Source organism: Mesorhizobium sp. SARCC-RB16n (assembly GCF_008520305.1).
Classification (GTDB): Bacteria; Pseudomonadota; Alphaproteobacteria; order Rhizobiales; family Rhizobiaceae; genus Mesorhizobium.
Genome location: NZ_ML703284.1, coordinates 102,983 through 119,969, shown reverse-complemented (window position 1 = coordinate 119,969; position 16,987 = coordinate 102,983). Strand labels below are relative to the sequence as shown.

The 16,987-nt window shown below is 64.0% G+C and carries 13 protein-coding genes; 10 read left to right on the top strand and 3 right to left on the bottom strand.

The window, feature by feature from the left end:
- Window positions 1–44: 44 nt before the first annotated feature.
- Window positions 45–2,030, bottom strand: a complete 1,986-nt coding sequence (locus C7I87_RS26915) for a TadE/TadG family type IV pilus assembly protein (RefSeq protein WP_188394008.1) — start codon at window positions 2,028–2,030, stop codon at window positions 45–47.
- A gap of 259 nt (window positions 2,031–2,289) precedes the next feature.
- Between C7I87_RS26915 and C7I87_RS26910 the strand changes: the two genes are divergently transcribed.
- Both C7I87_RS26910 and C7I87_RS26905 read left to right on the top strand, forming a co-directional pair.
- A complete protein-coding gene (locus C7I87_RS26910) occupies window positions 2,290–3,150 on the top strand; it encodes a TIGR01459 family HAD-type hydrolase (protein WP_149907070.1) in 861 nt (286 codons plus the stop codon).
- Between the two features lie 6 nt (window positions 3,151–3,156).
- The gene (locus C7I87_RS26905; protein WP_149907069.1) at window positions 3,157–4,137 is read left to right on the top strand and encodes a bifunctional riboflavin kinase/FAD synthetase; all 981 of its coding nucleotides are present in this window, start codon (window positions 3,157–3,159) and stop codon (window positions 4,135–4,137) included.
- A gap of 25 nt (window positions 4,138–4,162) precedes the next feature.
- Here the strand turns inward: C7I87_RS26905 and C7I87_RS26900 are convergent, their stop codons facing one another.
- Window positions 4,163–4,717, bottom strand: coding sequence for an HdeD family acid-resistance protein (locus C7I87_RS26900; protein WP_149907068.1), 555 nt, complete (start codon window positions 4,715–4,717; stop codon window positions 4,163–4,165).
- 188 nt (window positions 4,718–4,905) lie between these two features.
- On the opposite strand from C7I87_RS26900, the gene C7I87_RS26895 reads away from it, so the two are divergent.
- The 3 genes from C7I87_RS26895 to C7I87_RS26885 all read left to right on the top strand — a co-directional run bounded on the left by C7I87_RS26895 (window position 4,906) and on the right by C7I87_RS26885 (window position 9,861).
- Window positions 4,906–5,718 (top strand): MipA/OmpV family protein, encoded by an 813-nt coding sequence (locus C7I87_RS26895; protein ID WP_149907067.1) that lies wholly within the window; start codon window positions 4,906–4,908, stop codon window positions 5,716–5,718.
- A gap of 282 nt (window positions 5,719–6,000) precedes the next feature.
- Window positions 6,001–8,985: an isoleucine--tRNA ligase gene (gene ileS / locus C7I87_RS26890; RefSeq protein WP_149907066.1), complete on the top strand. Its 2,985-nt coding sequence runs from the start codon at window positions 6,001–6,003 to the stop codon at window positions 8,983–8,985.
- A 204-nt stretch (window positions 8,986–9,189) separates the two neighbouring features.
- Complete coding sequence (locus C7I87_RS26885; RefSeq protein ID WP_149907065.1) at window positions 9,190–9,861, top strand: metal ABC transporter substrate-binding protein; 672 nt, start codon at window positions 9,190–9,192, stop codon at window positions 9,859–9,861.
- 43 nt (window positions 9,862–9,904) lie between these two features.
- Here C7I87_RS26885 and C7I87_RS26880 read toward each other — a convergent pair whose 3' ends face one another.
- On the bottom strand, window positions 9,905–10,354 hold the full coding sequence (locus tag C7I87_RS26880) for a nucleoside deaminase (RefSeq protein WP_149907064.1): 450 nt from the start codon (window positions 10,352–10,354) through the stop codon (window positions 9,905–9,907).
- Window positions 10,355–10,534: 180 nt separating this feature from the next.
- Between C7I87_RS26880 and C7I87_RS26875 the strand changes: the two genes are divergently transcribed.
- From C7I87_RS26875 to C7I87_RS26855, 5 genes are all read left to right on the top strand, one after another.
- On the top strand, window positions 10,535–12,622 hold the full coding sequence (locus C7I87_RS26875) for a pseudouridine synthase (RefSeq protein WP_149907063.1): 2,088 nt from the start codon (window positions 10,535–10,537) through the stop codon (window positions 12,620–12,622).
- Complete coding sequence (rsmD, locus tag C7I87_RS26870) at window positions 12,619–13,173, top strand: 16S rRNA (guanine(966)-N(2))-methyltransferase RsmD (RefSeq protein WP_149907062.1); 555 nt, start codon at window positions 12,619–12,621, stop codon at window positions 13,171–13,173. Before C7I87_RS26875 ends, rsmD begins: the two co-directional genes overlap by 4 nt.
- 118 nt (window positions 13,174–13,291) lie before the next feature.
- A complete protein-coding gene (locus C7I87_RS26865) occupies window positions 13,292–14,674 on the top strand; it encodes a M16 family metallopeptidase (RefSeq protein WP_149907061.1) in 1,383 nt (460 codons plus the stop codon).
- 2 nt (window positions 14,675–14,676) lie between these two features.
- Window positions 14,677–16,077, top strand: coding sequence for a M16 family metallopeptidase (locus C7I87_RS26860; protein WP_188394007.1), 1,401 nt, complete (start codon window positions 14,677–14,679; stop codon window positions 16,075–16,077).
- A complete protein-coding gene (locus C7I87_RS26855; protein ID WP_149907059.1) occupies window positions 16,074–16,946 on the top strand; it encodes a patatin-like phospholipase family protein in 873 nt (290 codons plus the stop codon). Before C7I87_RS26860 ends, C7I87_RS26855 begins: the two co-directional genes overlap by 4 nt.
- The last annotated feature ends 41 nt before the right edge of the window (window positions 16,947–16,987 follow it).

Genomic DNA, 16,987 nt, shown 5'->3' with positions numbered 1-16,987 from the left:
GGGCTTCACGGCGCCAGGCGTTGCGCCAGAGGGACGGTCCTGGGCTAGCCGACCACCCGCAGGTTCGACAGTTCGTCGCCGATTTCCTTGAAATCGTTCGACAGGCTGGCGCCGGTCGCGTTCCAGAACAGCTTGGCCGGCTTGCTCGGGTCCGTCGGGTCCTTGCGGAAGCGCGAGTCGGACGAACAGGATTTCAGCGCGTTGATTGCCTGCATGTCGGCGGTCTTGGTGGTGGACAGGTCGAGTGCCACCGTCATCACCAGGATGTTGGCCGCCTTGGCGTTGTTGCAAAGCGTTGCCATCTGCTCGTTGAGCGCGTTGGTGTAGTTGCCGTTCGAATAGTCGAACCGGCCGATGGCGCTCGACGTGCCCATGAACATGCGGCCGACCGAGGTGCCGTTGTAGCCGGGGTTGAGATAGCCATAGGACGCATAGGTCGATTTCGAACTGGCGGGATCCGAGTAGCCCAGCGAGGATGGCGTGTAGTAGGTGTTGGCGCCGTCGGTCAGCACTATCACCACTTTGTCGTTGCCTTTCTCCGTTTCCGGGCGCCCTTGCGTGAACGGCTCTCCGCTCGAAACCACACGCCAGCCCCAGGCCATGCCTTCGGGGACGTTGGTGCCGCCGTTCGGCTGCATCAGGTCGATCGCCGCCTTGATCGAGGTGAGCCCGTCGGCGACGCTGACATCGGTCAGCGGCGTGATCGGGTTGGTGGTGCAGCTGTAATTCGGTCCGTTGCCTGCCGGCAGCGCCGGCGCATCGATAGGCCGCGGCTGGAAATACTTGGCCATGTTGCGCAGCCGCGATTGACCTGTGCTGCTCGATGGATCGTCGTTCCACCAACTGTTGACGGCGCCATAGGTTACCGGCGCGGCTTCGTTGGGGTCTTGGGTGAGCTTCCAATGATTGCCGGGTTCGTCAGGAGCAAACATGGGCACGAACATCGTTGCCGGATCGCCGACGCCGATTCCGGTGTTGGCCGAGCCACCGGACGGCACGGCGTCGTTGACATTGTATGGATAGGGCCGGGCCTCGACGCAGCCTTGCCAACTGGCGAACGGCCCGTAGGTATCGATATAGTCATATTCGTTGTGGCTGCTCTTGCAGGTGTTGTTGGAGTTGTATGCGTCGCAGACCACGCGCTTGCTGTTGACGACACGCTCGTGGTTGGTGACGACCTGCATGTCGCGGTAGAGCGAAAACCGGGTCAACATCTGGCCTTCCCCGGTTCCCCAGCCAGTGCCACGCTTGTACCAGATCCCGTTGACTTGCTGAGCGTATTTGTTGGCGGCGTTCAGCGTCGACCAGTCGAAATTCTCGTTCGACACCGGCGACAACCCTTCGGTGTCCATCCACGACGCATTGCCATTGCCGGGGCCGACATTGACCGAGGCGGCAAAAGGCACGAGGCCGAATTGCACCGGCTTGTCGATCTGCTTGATCATGACCGCCTGCTGGGCCAGCGTGTCGACCAGTTGCTTGGAAGCCGTCTTGAGAAGGTCGATGCGCTTTTGCCCCGAACCCGTGCCGAGCGTGGTCATCGATCCGGAATTGTCCAGCACCAGGGCTACTTCCAGCGTGTTCTTCAGCCGCACCTGCGAGGTGACGTTGAAGCTGAGTTTCTGGTTCGCATCGGTCGCCGATTTACCGACGAGTTGGGCGAAGGCGGGGTAGAAATAAGGTTTGTAGTTGAGCTGCGCGGTCATGGTGAGCAGGCCGCCGCCACTGGTGTTGCTCGGCAAGGTGACGTTGAGCGTCGCGCTGGCGGGATCGATATCGTTCAGATTGGCGTTGAAGAAGTCGAGCGCATACGCTCTCAACTGGTCGTCGGTCGCGCCTTCCGTCAGCCGGCGGGCGGTGGCGAAGTTGGCGGCGTCGAGCGCGTTCATTACCATCTGCTTTTCACGGTTCATTTCCGTGAAGTCGACAGCGATCGCCAGGCCGCCCATCAGCGGCACCATCGCCACAACCGTCATAAGAGCATAATTGCCGCGCCTGTCGCGGCGGAACTGACGCCAGATTTCATGCATGTCTTGAAGCGGCCCCCGCCGACGAATTCTCGGTCGGCGCCAGCTTTCCACAAAACGCTGAAGGACGGGTTTGAGAAACCGCTCTATTGCTTGGTCGGCGCTTCACCAACCGCTAACCAATCAAGGCCGCGGCTTGCGCCGCAATTCGTGCCGATCAAGGCGAAAGCTGGTGACAGCATGGGCCTGTTCGGATAATTCGAACCGGCTGCGGCGACCCGTCGACCGCCGCACCCGCAACGATCATACTGAAGGAAACGGCATGGCGGATTCGCCCGAAATCGTCGGCTCGCTCGAAGACGTGTTGAAAGCCTATTCGGCAATTCTCTGCGATGTCTGGGGCGTGGTGCACAATGGCGAATGGCATTTTCCGGCGGCCGCGGCCGCGCTGGCGGCGGCAAGGGCGGCCGGCACCCCTGTCGTTCTGATCACCAATTCGCCGCGCCGCCGGGCCGATGTCGTGGCCCAGATGAGCGTGATCGGCGTTCCGCCGTCAGCCTACGACCGTGTGGTGACCTCGGGCGACGTGACCCGTGACCTGATCGCGGAGGGTCCACGCAAAGTCTTCCACATCGGCGCCGACCGCGATTTGACCCTTTATGATGGCCTCGATGTCGAACTGGTCGAGGAGTTCGAGGCCGCCGGCGTCGTATGCACCGGGCTGTTCGACGACGAGGTCGAAAAACCTGATGACTATACGGGACTGCTGCGCCGGTTGCGCGCCAGGAACCTGCCATTCATCTGCGCCAATCCAGATATCATGGTCGAACGCGGGGAACGGATCATCTGGTGCGCCGGTGCGCTCGCGCGCGACTACGCGCAGCTCGGCGGTCGCACGCTGATCGCCGGAAAACCCTACTCGCCGATTTACGAGGTCGCGATGAAGGAGGTGGCCGAGATCCTCGGCCGGCCGGTTGAGCGTTCGCAAATACTGGCCATCGGCGACGGCATGATGACCGACGTCAAGGGCGCGGCCGACAACGGTTTCGACATCCTCTATGTCTCCGGCGGCATTCATGCCCGCGACTACGGCGATCCATCCCGGCCGGATCCGGCAAGGCTCGGGCTCTTCCTGGAGCGGCACGGCTATCGTCCGGTGGCCGTCATCGCACGGCTGCAGTAGGTGACAATGGGCGCGTTCCAGCATCTTGCGACAACGGCACCGCTGCCCGCCGATCTGCGGGGCGGGGTCGTGGCGATCGGCAATTTCGACGGTGTCCACCGTGGCCACCAGGCCGTGCTCGAACGGGCATTGGCGGAGGCCACGAGGCGAGGCGTGCCGGCGCTGGTGCTGACCTTCGCGCCGCACCCGCGAACGGTTTTCAAGCCTGATTTGCCGCTTTTCGTGCTGACGCCGCCTCCAATGAAAGCGCGGCTCCTGTCGCTGCTGGGCTTTGCCGGGCTCGTCGAGCAACCTTTCACGCGCGACTTCGCCTCGCTGTCGGCTGAAGCCTTCGTCACCGATGTGCTGGAGAGCACGCTGGGCATCACCCACGCCGTGACCGGTTTCGATTTCCATTTCGGCAAGGACCGCCAGGGCGGGCCGGCCTATCTGATGGCTGCCGGCGAGCGCCACGGCTTCGGCGTCACCCTCGTCGACGCCTTTCGCGACGAAGGCGCCGAGGTGGTTTCGTCGAGCCGTATCCGCGCCTTGCTTTGCGAGGGCGACGTGGCTGAGGCCGCCGGTCTGCTCGGCTATCGCTTCACGGTGGAAAGCGAGGTTGTCGGCGGCCAACAGCTCGGGCGAACGCTCGGCTTTCCCACAGCCAACATGAGGCTTCCGGCGGCAGCCACGCTCAAGGAAGGGATCTACGCCGTCCGCTTCCGGCGGGCCGACGGCACGCTGTACGACGGCGTCGCCAGCTTCGGCCGCCGCCCGACCGTCGACGACAATGGCGCGCCGCTCCTGGAAACCTTCGTCTTCGATTTTTCCGGCAATCTCTATGGCGAGACTTGCGCGGTGTCGTTCTTCGGCTTCCTGCGCAGCGAGATCAAGTTCGACGGGCTCGATGCACTGGTGGCGCAGATGAAGCGCGATGAAGCCGAGGCACGCGCGCTGCTTGGCGGCGTCAAGCCACTATCCAGTCTGGACGCCGCGGTGGCATTCTGAAGCCCCGAAAAGGGGGAACGAGTCGCTATTTCTTCAACGCAAGACCGACGGCGATGAAGGTCCAGCCTTGGAAGATCAGGTCGATCGCCAAGAACATTCCGAGCACCCACAGGCTGTTGACCGGCCAGCCCATGGCGATGATCAGGCCCGCAAGCACGCTGATGACGCCTGCCGCGACAATCCAGCCCCAGCCGCGCTCCGGACGATGGCTGTAGCCGACCCAGGCCCGCAGCGCGCCGGAAGCGACGAGGGCGACGGCCAGGAGGAAGGTCAGCACCGCCGAGGCGAGCAGCGGATTGTCGAAAGCAAAGAACCCGGCGACCGCATAAAGCAGTTCGCTGAGCAGCCAGTAGAAGAAGCGTCCCCAGGTCTTGACCCCGAAAGCGTGCATGATCTCGATGATGCCGGCCACCAGCATCAGCCATCCCACGACATAGACGGAAGCCACCGTGGCGATGAACAGATTGCCGAAGGCGATGCCGCCGAGGACCAGCAGCACCACGCCCAGGCCGACAAACCATCCCCATTTGTCGCGCGTCTGGCCGATCGCGTTCTTCAGTGTATCGCCGTGCAAGGTCATGTCGCCACCTCTATTGAAGACCGCCAGCATACGGGGAGGTTATCCTCGGCGCAGACCCGCGTCCAGCCGACGGCGGGTGCGATGGCGCAGGCAATACGCGCCAGATGTCTCGCCCTTAAATCAAATTTTACCAAAGCCTCGTCAAAGCTGTCGCCGCAGGACAGTTGTATCGTGTTAGTGGAGTGGCCATGAGTCGGGTCGGGAAGATTTCTATAGCCTTGGCTACCGTCGTGCTGGCTACGTCGGGCGCGGCCGAGGCCGGCGACGGCGCTTTCGGCTGGCTGTCCGGCGACTGGTATCTGACGGTCGGCGCGACCGGCCTGGTGGCGCCGAATTTCGAAGGCGGCAAAAAATACATGCTGAGCGCCCAGCCCATTATTTCGCTGGGCAAGGCCGGCCCTGCTGCCCGCTTCACCTCCCGCAACGACAACATTTCGCTGGCGCTTGTCGACGATGGCAGCGTTCGCGCCGGCCTGACCGGCAAGTTCCTGTTCTCGCGCGACGACGGCAATGCCGACGAACTTAGGGGTCTCGATCCTGTTCGCTGGGGTGGCGAAGTCGGGGGTTTCTTTGAATTCTATCCGACGGACTGGATGCGCGCGCGTGCCGAATTGCGGCATGGCATCCGTGCCCATAACGGCTTTGTCGCCGACATCGCCGCCGATGCCTTCTACGACGTGACGCCAACCGTCAGGATTTCGGGTGGCCCGCGCGTGTCCTTTGCCTCGGCGAACTATTTCGATGCCTATTATGGCGTCAACGCGCAGGAAGCCGTGGCCTCGGGGCTCAGCCAGTACAATCCCGGCGGCGGCCTGAAATCCGTCGGCCTTGGTGGCGCTGTGACCTGGAAGGTGACCGATCCGATGACCGCCAGCCTGTTTGGCGAATATTCGCGCCTCGAGGGTCCGGCGGCCGATTCCAGCCTAGTCAAGGAGCGTGGCGACCGCAACCAGTTCATGGTCGGCGTGTCGACCACCTATCGTTTCGACTTCAAGATGTAAGTGAATCGAAGGAGACGCTTTATTCCTGCGCTCTTCTCCGCTAAAAGCCCAGCAATGACGAGCTTTTCGCGCCTTTACGCGCCGACGATACGAATTACCAGCCCGGTGTTCCCAGCAGCCTGAAGGCTGCCGGAGCCGCCGGGACTGTTGCGCGCGGCCTCTCGCGCTTTTCCAGATCATCAAGGCATGTCGCCCAGAAGTGGCCCGGTTGGGAGAACGGCATGCGTATGAAGTAGAATTCCACGCCGCAGGCCACTGGCCCGGCATGCACATGGCAGACCAATGACCGACGAAAACCAATCAACGATCGACTATTCGAAGACGCTTTACCTGCCGCAGACGGAGTTTCCGATGCGCGCCGGCTTGCCCGAGAAGGAACCGGTGCTGGTCAAGCGCTGGCAGGACATGGACCTCTACCGCAAGCTGCGCGAGAGCGCGGCGGGCCGGACGAAATACGTGCTGCATGACGGTCCGCCCTACGCCAACGGCAACATCCACATCGGCCACGCGCTGAACAAGATCCTCAAGGATGTCATTACCCGCTCGTTCCAGATGCGCGGCTATGACTCGAACTATGTGCCGGGCTGGGATTGTCACGGCCTGCCCATCGAGTGGAAGATCGAGGAACAGTACCGCGCCAAGGGCAAGAACAAGGACGAGGTGCCGGTCAACGAATTCCGCAAGGAATGCCGTGAGTTCGCCGCGCACTGGATCTCCGTGCAGGGCGGCGAGTTCCAGCGTCTCGGCGTCATCGGCGACTTCAAGAACCCTTATACGACCATGGCCTTCCACGCCGAGTCGCGCATCGCCGGCGAATTGCTGAAATTCGCCGTGTCTGGCCAGCTCTATCGCGGTTCGAAGCCTGTGATGTGGAGCGTCGTCGAGCGCACGGCACTCGCCGAGGCCGAGATCGAATACCAGGACTACGAGTCCGACACGATCTGGGCGAAGTTTCCGGTGGCCAATCTCGTCCTCGCCAGTGTCGTGGACGGGCAGCCGGCGGAGCTCGATCCGGACCTGAGTGGGCGCTCGCTTGACCTGCTGGATGCCCATGTCGTCATCTGGACGACGACGCCATGGACCATCCCGGGCAACCGCGCCGTCAGCTATTCGCCGCGCGTCGCTTATGGGCTCTACGAGGTGACGGCGGCCGAAAATGCCTTTGGCCCGCAGCCGGGCGAGAAGCTGATCTTTGCCGATGCCCTGGCCGAGGAAAGCCAGGCCAAGGCCAAGGTCACCTTGAAGCGCCTTCACGGCATCAGCGCCGAACAGCTTGGAAATCTTGTGCTTTCGCATCCCTTCAAGGACCTCGGTGGCGGCTACGAATTCCCGGTTCCGATGATTGCCGGCGACCATGTCACCGACGATGCCGGCACGGGCTTCGTGCACACGGCTCCCGGCCATGGTCGCGAGGATTTCGATGCCTGGATGGATGCCGCGCCCGCGCTGCGCCAACGCGGCATCGACACTGAAATCCCGTTCACCGTCGACGATGCCGGCTTCTTCACCAAGGACGCGCCGGGCTTTGGCCCGGACCGCGAAGGCGGACCGGCGCGCGTCATCGACGACAACGGCAAGAAGGGCGGCGCCAACCAGGCGGTCATCGACGAGCTGATCAAGCGCAACGCGCTGTTCGCGCGCGGCCGGTTGAAGCACAGCTATCCGCATTCATGGCGTTCGAAGAAGCCGGTCATCTTCCGCAACACGCCGCAATGGTTCGTCTACATGGACAAGGATCTCGGCGACGGCACCACGCTGCGCAGCCGCGCGCTGAAGGCGATCGACGAGACGCGGTTTGTCCCGGCCGCCGGCCAGAACCGCATCCGCGCCATGATCGAGGAGCGCCCCGACTGGGTGCTGTCGCGCCAGCGTGCCTGGGGCGTGCCGATCGCCGTCTTCGCCGACGAGGATGGCAATGTGCTGAAGGACGAGGCGGTCAACCAGCGCATCATGGACGCCTTCGAGGCGGAGGGCGCCGACGCCTGGTTCGCGCCCGGCGCCAAGGAGCGCTTCCTCGGCAATCACGATGCCCCCAAATGGAGGCAGGTGATGGACATTCTCGACGTCTGGTTCGATTCGGGCTCGACACACGTCTTCACACTGGAAGACCGGCCTGATCTGAAGTGGCCGGCCGACGTCTATCTCGAAGGCTCCGACCAGCATCGCGGCTGGTTCCACTCCTCGCTGCTCGAAAGCTGCGGCACCAGGGGCAGAGCGCCTTACGACACCGTCGTCACCCATGGCTTCACCATGGACGAGGATGGCCGCAAGATGTCGAAATCGCTCGGCAACACGGTCGTGCCGCAGGATGTGATCAAGCAGTCCGGTGCCGATATCCTGCGGCTCTGGGTAGTGACGACGGACTACTGGGAAGACCAGCGGCTCGGCAAGAACGTGCTGCAGACCAACATCGACGCCTATCGCAAGCTCAGGAACACCATCCGCTGGATGCTGGGTACGCTGGCCCATGACGATGGCGCGGACGTTCCGCTGGAGACGATGCCGGAGCTGGAGCGGCTGATGCTGCACCGGTTGGCAGAGCTCGACGAGGTGGTGCGGCAGGGGTACGACGCCTTCGAGTTCAAGCGCATAACGCGTGCACTGCTCGATTTCATGGTGGTCGAACTGTCAGCCTTCTATTTCGATATCCGCAAGGACGCGCTCTACTGCGACGGCCCGTCGAGCGTGAAGCGCAAGGCCTCGGTCCAGGTGGTGCGCCATCTCTTCGACTGCCTGGTGAAATGGCTGGCGCCGATGCTGCCCTTCACCATGGAAGAGGCCTGGCTCGACCGCCATCCCGACGCGGTCTCGGTGCATCTCGACCAGTTCCCGCAAATCCCGGCGGATTGGAAGAACGAGGCGCTGGCGGAGAAATGGCGCAAGGTCAGGCAGGTGCGCCGCGTCGTCACCGGCGCGCTCGAGATCGCCCGTGCCCAGAAGGTAATCGGCTCCTCTCTGGAGGCTGTACCGGTGGTCACGATCAACGACGCGGCGCTCGAGGCGGCGATATCGGACGTCGACATGGCTGAAATGGCGATCACCAGCGATCTCGTCATTGCCCATGGCCAGGCGCCGCAAACCGCCTTTGCCCTCGACGACGTCAAGGGCGTCGCCGTGGTGGTCGAGAAAGCCGAGGATCGCGGCCTGGTCAAATGCGCGCGGTCCTGGCGCTACACGGCCGATGTCGGGCAGGATCCGGAGTTCCCGGATGTTTCGGCACGTGATGCCGCCGTGCTGCACGAACTGAAAGCGCTGGGAAGGCTCTAGTGCCTGTCGTCCAAAGCAGTGCACAAATGCCACGCCGGGCGGTGCAAATCCGCCCGTGCGTTGCCCTTAACGAGTGGTTGAGGTAAACACGCGAAACTCCGGAAGACAAATTGTCGCCGGATTCCCGTCGCAAGTGCTTGCACGATGGGGACCGGACACAAGGCCGGTGCGATCGAGAGGCTGTCTAGAGTGGGACTTTTTGGCATGACCGAGAGATATAACGCGCGCCTTGCGCTGCTGGCGCCGCTTGTCGCATCGGGCCTCGCTTTGTCCGGCTGCATGGGCTCTCCGACCTATGGCACCGACAAGACCGCCGCCGAACAGCTGGCCGGCGATCTTACAGGCGCCGTCTCCTTCGCGCCGAAGCGCAAGGACCCGATCGACTATAAGCCCCGTCCTACCCTGGTGAAGCCGGCACCTGGCCAGAAGGAAGCGCTGCCAGCGCCGCAGGAAAGCATCCAGACGGCAAACGCCGGCTGGCCCGAATCGCCCGAGCAGCGCCGCGCGCGCCTGCGCGCCGACGCCACCGCCCACCAGAATGACCCGGCCTACCAGTCGGAGATCGTCGATGACGTGCAGACGGATCCCGCTTCGGTGAAGAAGGCGATGGAAGATTCCGGTTCAAGCCACCCGCCGGCATGGAAACCCGCTGATTCCGACAAGGGCCGCGCTGCCGAGATCCAGCGCCGCCTTGCCGAAAGCAAGCAGGGCGACCCGAACACGCGCAAATACCTCAGCGAGCCGCCATTGGCCTACCGTGTCGCTTCCGATGCCGCGCCGCAGAACGAACTCGGCGAAGACGAGTACAAGAAGGAACGCCGCCTCAAGGCAAAGGCGGAAGGCAAGAAGGGCGGCTGGTTCGACTGGTTGCAGTAGCTGTAACAACAGTCGCGCCGCCTAGTCTTGCAGCGGCCTTGGCTCAGTCTCGACGTCCCCTGAAAAAATCCTTCAGCAGCAGGCCCGCTTCGGTCTCGGCCATGCCCGGATAGATGTCGGGTGTGTGATGGCAGGTTGGTGCAGCGAAGAAGCGCACACCGTTGACCACGGCGCCGCCCTTTTCGTCGGCGGCACCGAAATAGAGACGGCGCAGCCTGGCGAAGGAGATTGCCCCGGCGCACATGGCGCAAGGTTCCAGCGTCACATAGAGATCGTGGCCGGTGAGCCGCTCGCTTGAGATTTTGCCGCAGGCTTCACGGATCACCAGCATTTCAGCGTGGGCCGTCGGGTCGGCAAGCTCGCGCGTGCGGTTGCCGGCACTGGCAATGACCGTGCCGCCGTTGGCGATCACGGCGCCGACCGGCACTTCGCCGCGCAAGGCTGCCGCTTCGGCTTCCTGCAGCGCCAGGGCCATGAAATCCGGCCTACTCAAGCGGTTTGCCTTCCCATTATCTCCTCGCCACCCGGCGGCGATCCTGTTATGGAGCCCATCAGCCCGAAAATCGGACTCGATTTTCGGAAAAGATCATGCGCCAAATCAAAAATGCTACAGCGTTCGTTGCGCGCCGAACGGATGCGCCACGCTGTAGCAGCGCAAACGGACAAAGGCCACATGGACGACAACGACAAGAAATCTCCGCGCCAAAAGGGTCCGGGCAGGAGTGGCCCGAAATCGGCAGGTGCACGTGGCCGAGATGCCAGCAAGGGCGGGAAGCCGTCCTTTGGTGCGAAAAAGCCTTATGCACCACGGGGCGACCGGCCGGCAGCCGCTGAAGGCGAGCGCCCGAAGCGCGACTTCAAGAGCGGCGACAAGCCGTTCCGCAAGGGACCGCGCCCCGAAGGCAAGCCCTATGAAAAGCGCGAGGGCTCACGCAAGCCCTACGCCCCGCGTGGCGACCGTCCAATGACGGCCGAAGGCGAGCGCAAGCCGTACGAGAAGCGCGAAGGGCCACGCAAGCCCTACGCCCCGCGTGGCGACCGTCCAATGACGGCCGAAGGCGAACGCAAGCTGTATGAGAAGCGGGAGGGGCCGCGCAAACCCTACGCCCCGCGCGGCGATCGTCCAATGGCGGCCGAAGGCGAACGGAAGCCGTATGAAAAGCGTGAAGGGCCACGCAAGCCCTACGCGCCACATGGCGACCGTCCGGTTTCTGCTTCGGCGGAGGGTGGCGAAAAGCGCTTCGATCGTCCCAAGCGTGATTTCGCAGATCGTCCGAAGCGGGACTTCTCTGACCGTCCGAAGCGCGACTTTGGCGGCGACAGACCCAAGCGTGATTTCAGTGATCGGCCCCAAGGCGCATCGGGCGGTTTCAAGCCACGTCCGCGATCGACCGAAGCAACTGAAGAAGCCGGCGAGCGCATCGCCAAGCGCCTGGCACGTGCTGGGCTCGCCTCGCGCCGCGACGCCGAGGAGTTGATCGCCGCCGGCCGCGTCAAGGTCAATGGCCGGGTGCTGGCCTCGCCGGCGTTCAACGTCATGCCCAATGACATCATCCATCTCGACGGCATGGAAATCCCGCCGATCGAACGCACGCGCCTGTTCCTGTTCCACAAGCCGGCCGGCGTCGTCACCACCAACCGCGACCCCGAAGGCCGCAAGACCGTCTTCGACGTGCTGCCGGCCGAACTGCCACGGCTGATGACCATCGGCCGGCTCGATATCAACACCGAAGGCCTGCTGCTGCTGACCAATGATGGCGGCCTGTCGCGCGTGCTCGAGCTGCCCGCCACCGGCTGGCTGCGCCGCTACCGCGTGCGCGTCCACGGCAAGGTCGAGGAAAGCGCGCTTGCCGGCCTGCGCGAAGGCATTGCCGTCGACGGCGTCTTCTACGGCGCCATCGAAGCGAGCCTCGACCGTGAGCAGGGCTCCAACGCCTGGCTGACGATCGGCCTGCGCGAGGGCAAGAACCGTGAGGTCAAGAACATCCTCGGCGCGCTCGGCCTCGACGTCACGCGGCTGATCCGCATCTCCTACGGCCCGTTCCAGCTCGAGGATTTAGCCGAAGGTCACGTGCTGGAGATCAAGGGCCGGGTGCTGCGCGACCAGCTTGGCGAGCGCCTGGTCGAGGAATCCGGCGCCAATTTCGACGCCGAGATAACAAAACCGTTTTCCAATCAGCCGGTGCGACGTACCGAGGTCCGTGAGGCCGAGCCCGAACGGCCGAAGTTTACGCGAGACGGCGAGCGGCGGCCGATCGGCGAGGGCGGGCTGATCAAGAACCGCAAGCGCCGGGAAGGCAGCCGCGACGAGGCGCTCGGCAAACTGTCGACAAGCCCCGACAGAGGCGAGAGACCAGAAAAGAGCTTCGGCGAACGCGGTCCGCGACCGGAGCGAGGCGGCTTTGGTGATAAGCCGCGTGGTAGTTTTGGCGACAAGCCGCGCGGCGGCTTCGGTGACAAACCTCGGGGCGGCGGCAAGAAATCCGAACGCGAGCAGCGGCCGATCGAGCCGCCAGGGCAGCGCAAGGCCAATGTCTGGATGGCGCCGGGAGCCCGGCCGATCGGCAAGGGCAGGGCGGAGGCCGATGCGGCCAAGGCGGCCGAGGCCAAGGCGCGCAAGGCCTCGTTCAAGCCGTCTTATGGCAAGCCCGCCGGCAAACCAGGTGACGCAAAGCCATTCGGCAAGCCGCGTGGCGAGCGTCCGGGGGGCGCCGGCGGCGGTGAGCGGCCGCGCGGTCCCAAGGGCCCACGGACAAGATGAGGATCGTCGGCGGTGAGTTTCGCGGGCGTCCGTTGGCGACGCCCCGCAGCAGCGCCATCCGCCCGACGACCGACCGCACCCGCGAGGCCGTCTTCAACGTTCTGGCGCATCGCTTTGCCGGGCAACTGGAGGGCGCGCGCGTGCTCGACCTGTTCGCCGGCACCGGTGCGCTTGGTCTGGAAGCCCTGTCGCGCGGCGCATCCTATGGCGTCTTCATCGAGGAATCGGCCGAAGGCCGGGGTCTGATCCGCGACAATGTCGAGGCCTTCGGCCTGACCGGACGCACCAAGATCTTCCGCCGCGATGCAACGGGCCTGGGTGAGGCGGGCACGCTGGCGCCGTTCGGCCTCGTCTTTGCCGATCCGCCCTATGGCAAGGGTCTTGGCGAGCGCGCCCTGCGCTCGGCCATGGCCGGCAGCTGGCTGCGACCAGGCGCGCTCTGCGTGGTAGAGGAGACGGCGGCGGTTCCCTTCGAGCCGGGGCCGGGCTTTTCCGTGCTTGATGAGCGCAACTATGGCGAGACCGTGATCCGATTCATCGAGGCTGCCTGATACGCCTGCTTTCAGCAGTGGCCTCTTTGCCGCCGCCTTTGCCGGCAACATGAGCAACAATTCACTTTGCTTGTCGCCAGCGCCTTGCCTATCGTCGCTGCATGAACCGGAGCCATCGATGACATCCAGGACTGAGTGGCTGAGGGCAACGCTGCTGGCGACGTCGCTGTTCATGACCGACCCTGTCCTGGCGGACAGCCCCGTATTGCCTGACACAGTGCCGGCCGAGTTCAAGGTGACGGATTTCCTGCTCGACAACGGTATGGAAGTGGTGGTCATTCCCGACCATCGCGCGCCGATCGTCACCCATATGGTCTGGTACAAGATCGGCAGTGCCGACGAGCCTCCGGGCAAATCCGGCATCGCTCATTTCTTCGAACATCTGATGTTCAAGGCGACCGCCCATCATGAAGCCGGCGAGTTCGACCGCGCCGTCTCCGACATTGGCGGCTCCAACAACGCCTTCACCTCCTACGACTACACGGCTTTCCACGAGACGGTGGCGCCGTCCGCGCTCGAACTGATGATGAGCTTCGAGGCCGACCGCATGCGCAACCTCATCCTCACCGATGACGTCATCAAGACCGAGCGCGATGTGATCCTGGAGGAGCGCCGCTCTCGCATCGACAACAATCCGCAAGCCGTGCTTGACGAGGAGGTCGATGCCACGCTGTGGCAGAACCAGCCCTATCGCATTCCGGTCATTGGCTGGATGCAGGAGATGGAGCAACTGAACCGCACCGACGCCGTCGCCTTCTATAACAAATACTACCGGCCCAACAACGCCGTGCTGATCGTGGCCGGCGATGTCGAACCGGAAACGGTGAAGGCGCTGGCCGAGAAGACCTACGGCAAGGTGGCCCGCGGGCCGGATCTGCCGCCGCGCGTCCGCCCGGTCGAACCGGATCAGAACACCAAGCGCACCGTCACGCTCTCCGATGCCCGCGTCAGCGTGCCGAGTTTCTCGACGCAATGGGTCGTGCCCTCCTACCACACCGCCAAGCCCGGCGAAGCCGAAGCGCTCGACCTGCTGGCCGAGATCCTTGGCGGCGGCAACCGCAGCCGGCTTTACCAGGCGCTTGTCGTCAAGCAGGGCATCGCTTCCAGCGCCGGCGCGTACTTCCAGGGCACCATGCTCGACGACACCAATTTCACCGTCTATGGCGCGCCGCGCGGCGACGCCAAGCTGGCCGATGTCGAAGCCGCGGTCGATGCCGAGGTGGCGCGCATCGTGAGCGACGGCGTGACCCCCGACGAGCTCGAGAAAGCCAAGGACCGCTATGTCAGGTCGATGATCTTTGCCCGCGACAAGCAGGACTCCATGGCCAACATCTATGGCTCGACGCTCGCCACCGGCGGCAATGTGCAGGACGTGCAGCAATGGCCGGACCGCATCCGCAAGGTCACGACCGACGAGGTCAAGGCCGTTGCCGCGCGCTATTTGGTGCTGGCCCGTTCGACGACCGGCTATCTCTTGCCGCAGCAACAGGCGGGGAATTGATGATGACGAACCAGTTTAGCGGCGCGTTGACTTCTCCCCGCCAGGCTCCCCCTTCTCCCCTTGTTGTGGGAGAAGGGAAGGCCCTGCACGCCATCGCAACCCTGCTCCTCTCCATTCTCTTCCTGATCCTGCCGGCGCTTGCCGCCCGCGCCATGGAGATCCAGTCCGTCACCTCGCCGAAGGGTGTCACGGCCTGGCTGGTCCAGGACTATTCCGTGCCGGTTGTCGCCATCCGTTTCGTCTTCGGTGGTGGTTCGACACAGGATCCGCCGGGCAAGGAAGGGCTGGCCAATCTGATGACCGGCCTGTTCGACGAGGGCGCTGGCCCGCTCGATTCGGAAGCCTTCCAGATCAAGCTCGACGATGCCGGCGCCGAGATGAGCTTCGAGGAGACCCGCGACGGCATCTACGGCTCCATGCGCATGCTGGCTGAACAGCGTGACGAAGCCTTCGACCTGTTGCGGCTGGCGGTCAACGAGCCGCGCTTCGACGAGGCGCCGATCGACCGCATTCGCGCCCAGGTCCTGTCCGGCATCATCGCCAACGAGAACGATCCAGACACGGTGGCGCAGAACCGGTGGGCGCGCGCCGTCTATGGCGACCATCCCTATTCGCGCTCCGATCAGGGCACCAGACAGAGCATCGCCGCCATCACGCAGGCCGATCTCAGGGCCCTGCACAAGGCGGTGTTTGCGCGCGGCGGCCTGCATGTCGCCGTGGTCGGCGCCATCGACGCCGAGACGCTGAAGAAGAAGCTCGACATGGTGTTCGGTGACCTGCCGCCAAACCAGGCGCTCGCCACCGTCGCCGATATCGAGCCCAAGCTGGCGCAGCATATCGAGGTCAATTACGACCTGCCGCAGACCTCGCTGCAGCTCGCCTGGCCGGGCGTGAAGCGCACGGCGGTGGATTTCTTCCCCGCCGCGCTGATGAACGAAATCCTTGGCGGCGGCACCTTCACCTCGCGCCTGTTCCAGGAGGTGCGCGAAAAGCGCGGGCTTGCCTACAGCGTCAATTCCTCGCTGGTAAACCAGGACCACGCCGACGCGCTGATCGTCACCACCGGAACGCGTTCCGACCGCGCCGCCGAGACCCTCGGCATCGTGCGCGACGTCGTCAAGCGGTTGGCGCAGGACGGCCCGACCGAGGCCGAACTGGCGGCGACCAAGAAATATCTGATCGGCGCCTATGCGATCAACAATCTGGATTCGTCGGTTTCCATCGCCGCGACGCTGGTCGAGCTGCAGCTCGACGATCTCGGCATCGACTACATGCAGCGCCGGGCCGGCTATATCAACGCGGTGACGCTTGATCAGGTCAAGGCCGCGGCGAAGAAGCTGCTGACGGCCGAACCGACCATCATGGTGGTGGGACCGCCGCTGGCGGGAGCCGGCAAGGGATGAGCCCGACTTTCGGCATAGCTTTCGGCGGCGGCGGCGCGCGTGGCCTGGCGCATATCCATGTCATCGAGGCGCTTAACGAACTCGGAATCAAGCCGGTGGCGATAGCCGGTTCGTCGATTGGCGCTATCATGGGCGCCGGCATGGCCTCCGGCATGACCGGCAAGGACATTCACGATTATGCCCGCTCGATCCTTGGCCGGCGCGCCGAGGTTGCGAGCCGCATGTGGCGGGCGCGGCCAGGCACGATCGCGGAAGCCATGCAAAATGGCATCCGCGTTAGCCAGTTCAATGTCGAGCGCATCCTCAAGGCGTTCTTGCCCGAGGCCATCCCCGAGACCTTCGCCGAGCTGAAAATCCCGCTGAAGGTGACGGCGACGGACTATTTCGGCCACAAGCTCGCTGTCTTCGACGACGGCGACCTGCACTCGGCCCTTGCCGCTTCGGCCGCCATCCCCGCCGTCTTCCGCCCGGTGACGCGCGACGGCAGGCTGCTGATCGACGGCGGCATCTACAACCCCGTGCCGTTCGATCTGATCGAGAAGGATGCCGACATCATCATCGGCGTCGACGTGGTCGGCGCGCCCGAAGAGGCCGACCGCAAGCAGCCCACCTCAGTCGACCTGATGTTCGGCGCCACGCAGCTGATGATGCAGTCGATCATCGCCAACAAGCTGAAACAATGCCAGCCCGACATATTGGTCCGTCCGGCAGTGTCGAAATACCGGGTGCTCGATTTCCTGAAGATCGACGCCTTGATGAACGAGACGGTTGAAATCAAGGATCGGCTGAAGCGGGAGGTGGAGGCCGCAGTTGAACAGCGCTCCGCCAAGGACAAAGCGAAAAGAACAAAAACACCAGCCAAGACGTGATCGCTGTCAGAGATTCCGCCAGCAAGACTGCGAAGGCTTGC

What these genes read in the sequence shown, in the direction of transcription:
- C7I87_RS26915 (WP_188394008.1), bottom strand. Translation starts at nt 2,030, where the DNA reads ATGCATGAAATCTGGCGTCAGTTCCGCCGCGACAGGCGCGGCAATTAT.
- C7I87_RS26910 (WP_149907070.1), top strand. Translation starts at nt 2,290, where the DNA reads ATGGCGGATTCGCCCGAAATCGTCGGCTCGCTCGAAGACGTGTTGAAA.
- C7I87_RS26905 (WP_149907069.1), top strand. Translation starts at nt 3,157, where the DNA reads ATGGGCGCGTTCCAGCATCTTGCGACAACGGCACCGCTGCCCGCCGAT.
- C7I87_RS26900 (WP_149907068.1), bottom strand. Translation starts at nt 4,717, where the DNA reads ATGACCTTGCACGGCGATACACTGAAGAACGCGATCGGCCAGACGCGC.
- C7I87_RS26895 (WP_149907067.1), top strand. Translation starts at nt 4,906, where the DNA reads ATGAGTCGGGTCGGGAAGATTTCTATAGCCTTGGCTACCGTCGTGCTG.
- ileS (WP_149907066.1), top strand. Translation starts at nt 6,001, where the DNA reads ATGACCGACGAAAACCAATCAACGATCGACTATTCGAAGACGCTTTAC.
- C7I87_RS26885 (WP_149907065.1), top strand. Translation starts at nt 9,190, where the DNA reads ATGACCGAGAGATATAACGCGCGCCTTGCGCTGCTGGCGCCGCTTGTC.
- C7I87_RS26875 (WP_149907063.1), top strand. Translation starts at nt 10,535, where the DNA reads ATGGACGACAACGACAAGAAATCTCCGCGCCAAAAGGGTCCGGGCAGG.
- rsmD (WP_149907062.1), top strand. Translation starts at nt 12,619, where the DNA reads ATGAGGATCGTCGGCGGTGAGTTTCGCGGGCGTCCGTTGGCGACGCCC.
- C7I87_RS26865 (WP_149907061.1), top strand. Translation starts at nt 13,292, where the DNA reads ATGACATCCAGGACTGAGTGGCTGAGGGCAACGCTGCTGGCGACGTCG.
- C7I87_RS26860 (WP_188394007.1), top strand. Translation starts at nt 14,677, where the DNA reads ATGACGAACCAGTTTAGCGGCGCGTTGACTTCTCCCCGCCAGGCTCCC.
- C7I87_RS26855 (WP_149907059.1), top strand. Translation starts at nt 16,074, where the DNA reads ATGAGCCCGACTTTCGGCATAGCTTTCGGCGGCGGCGGCGCGCGTGGC.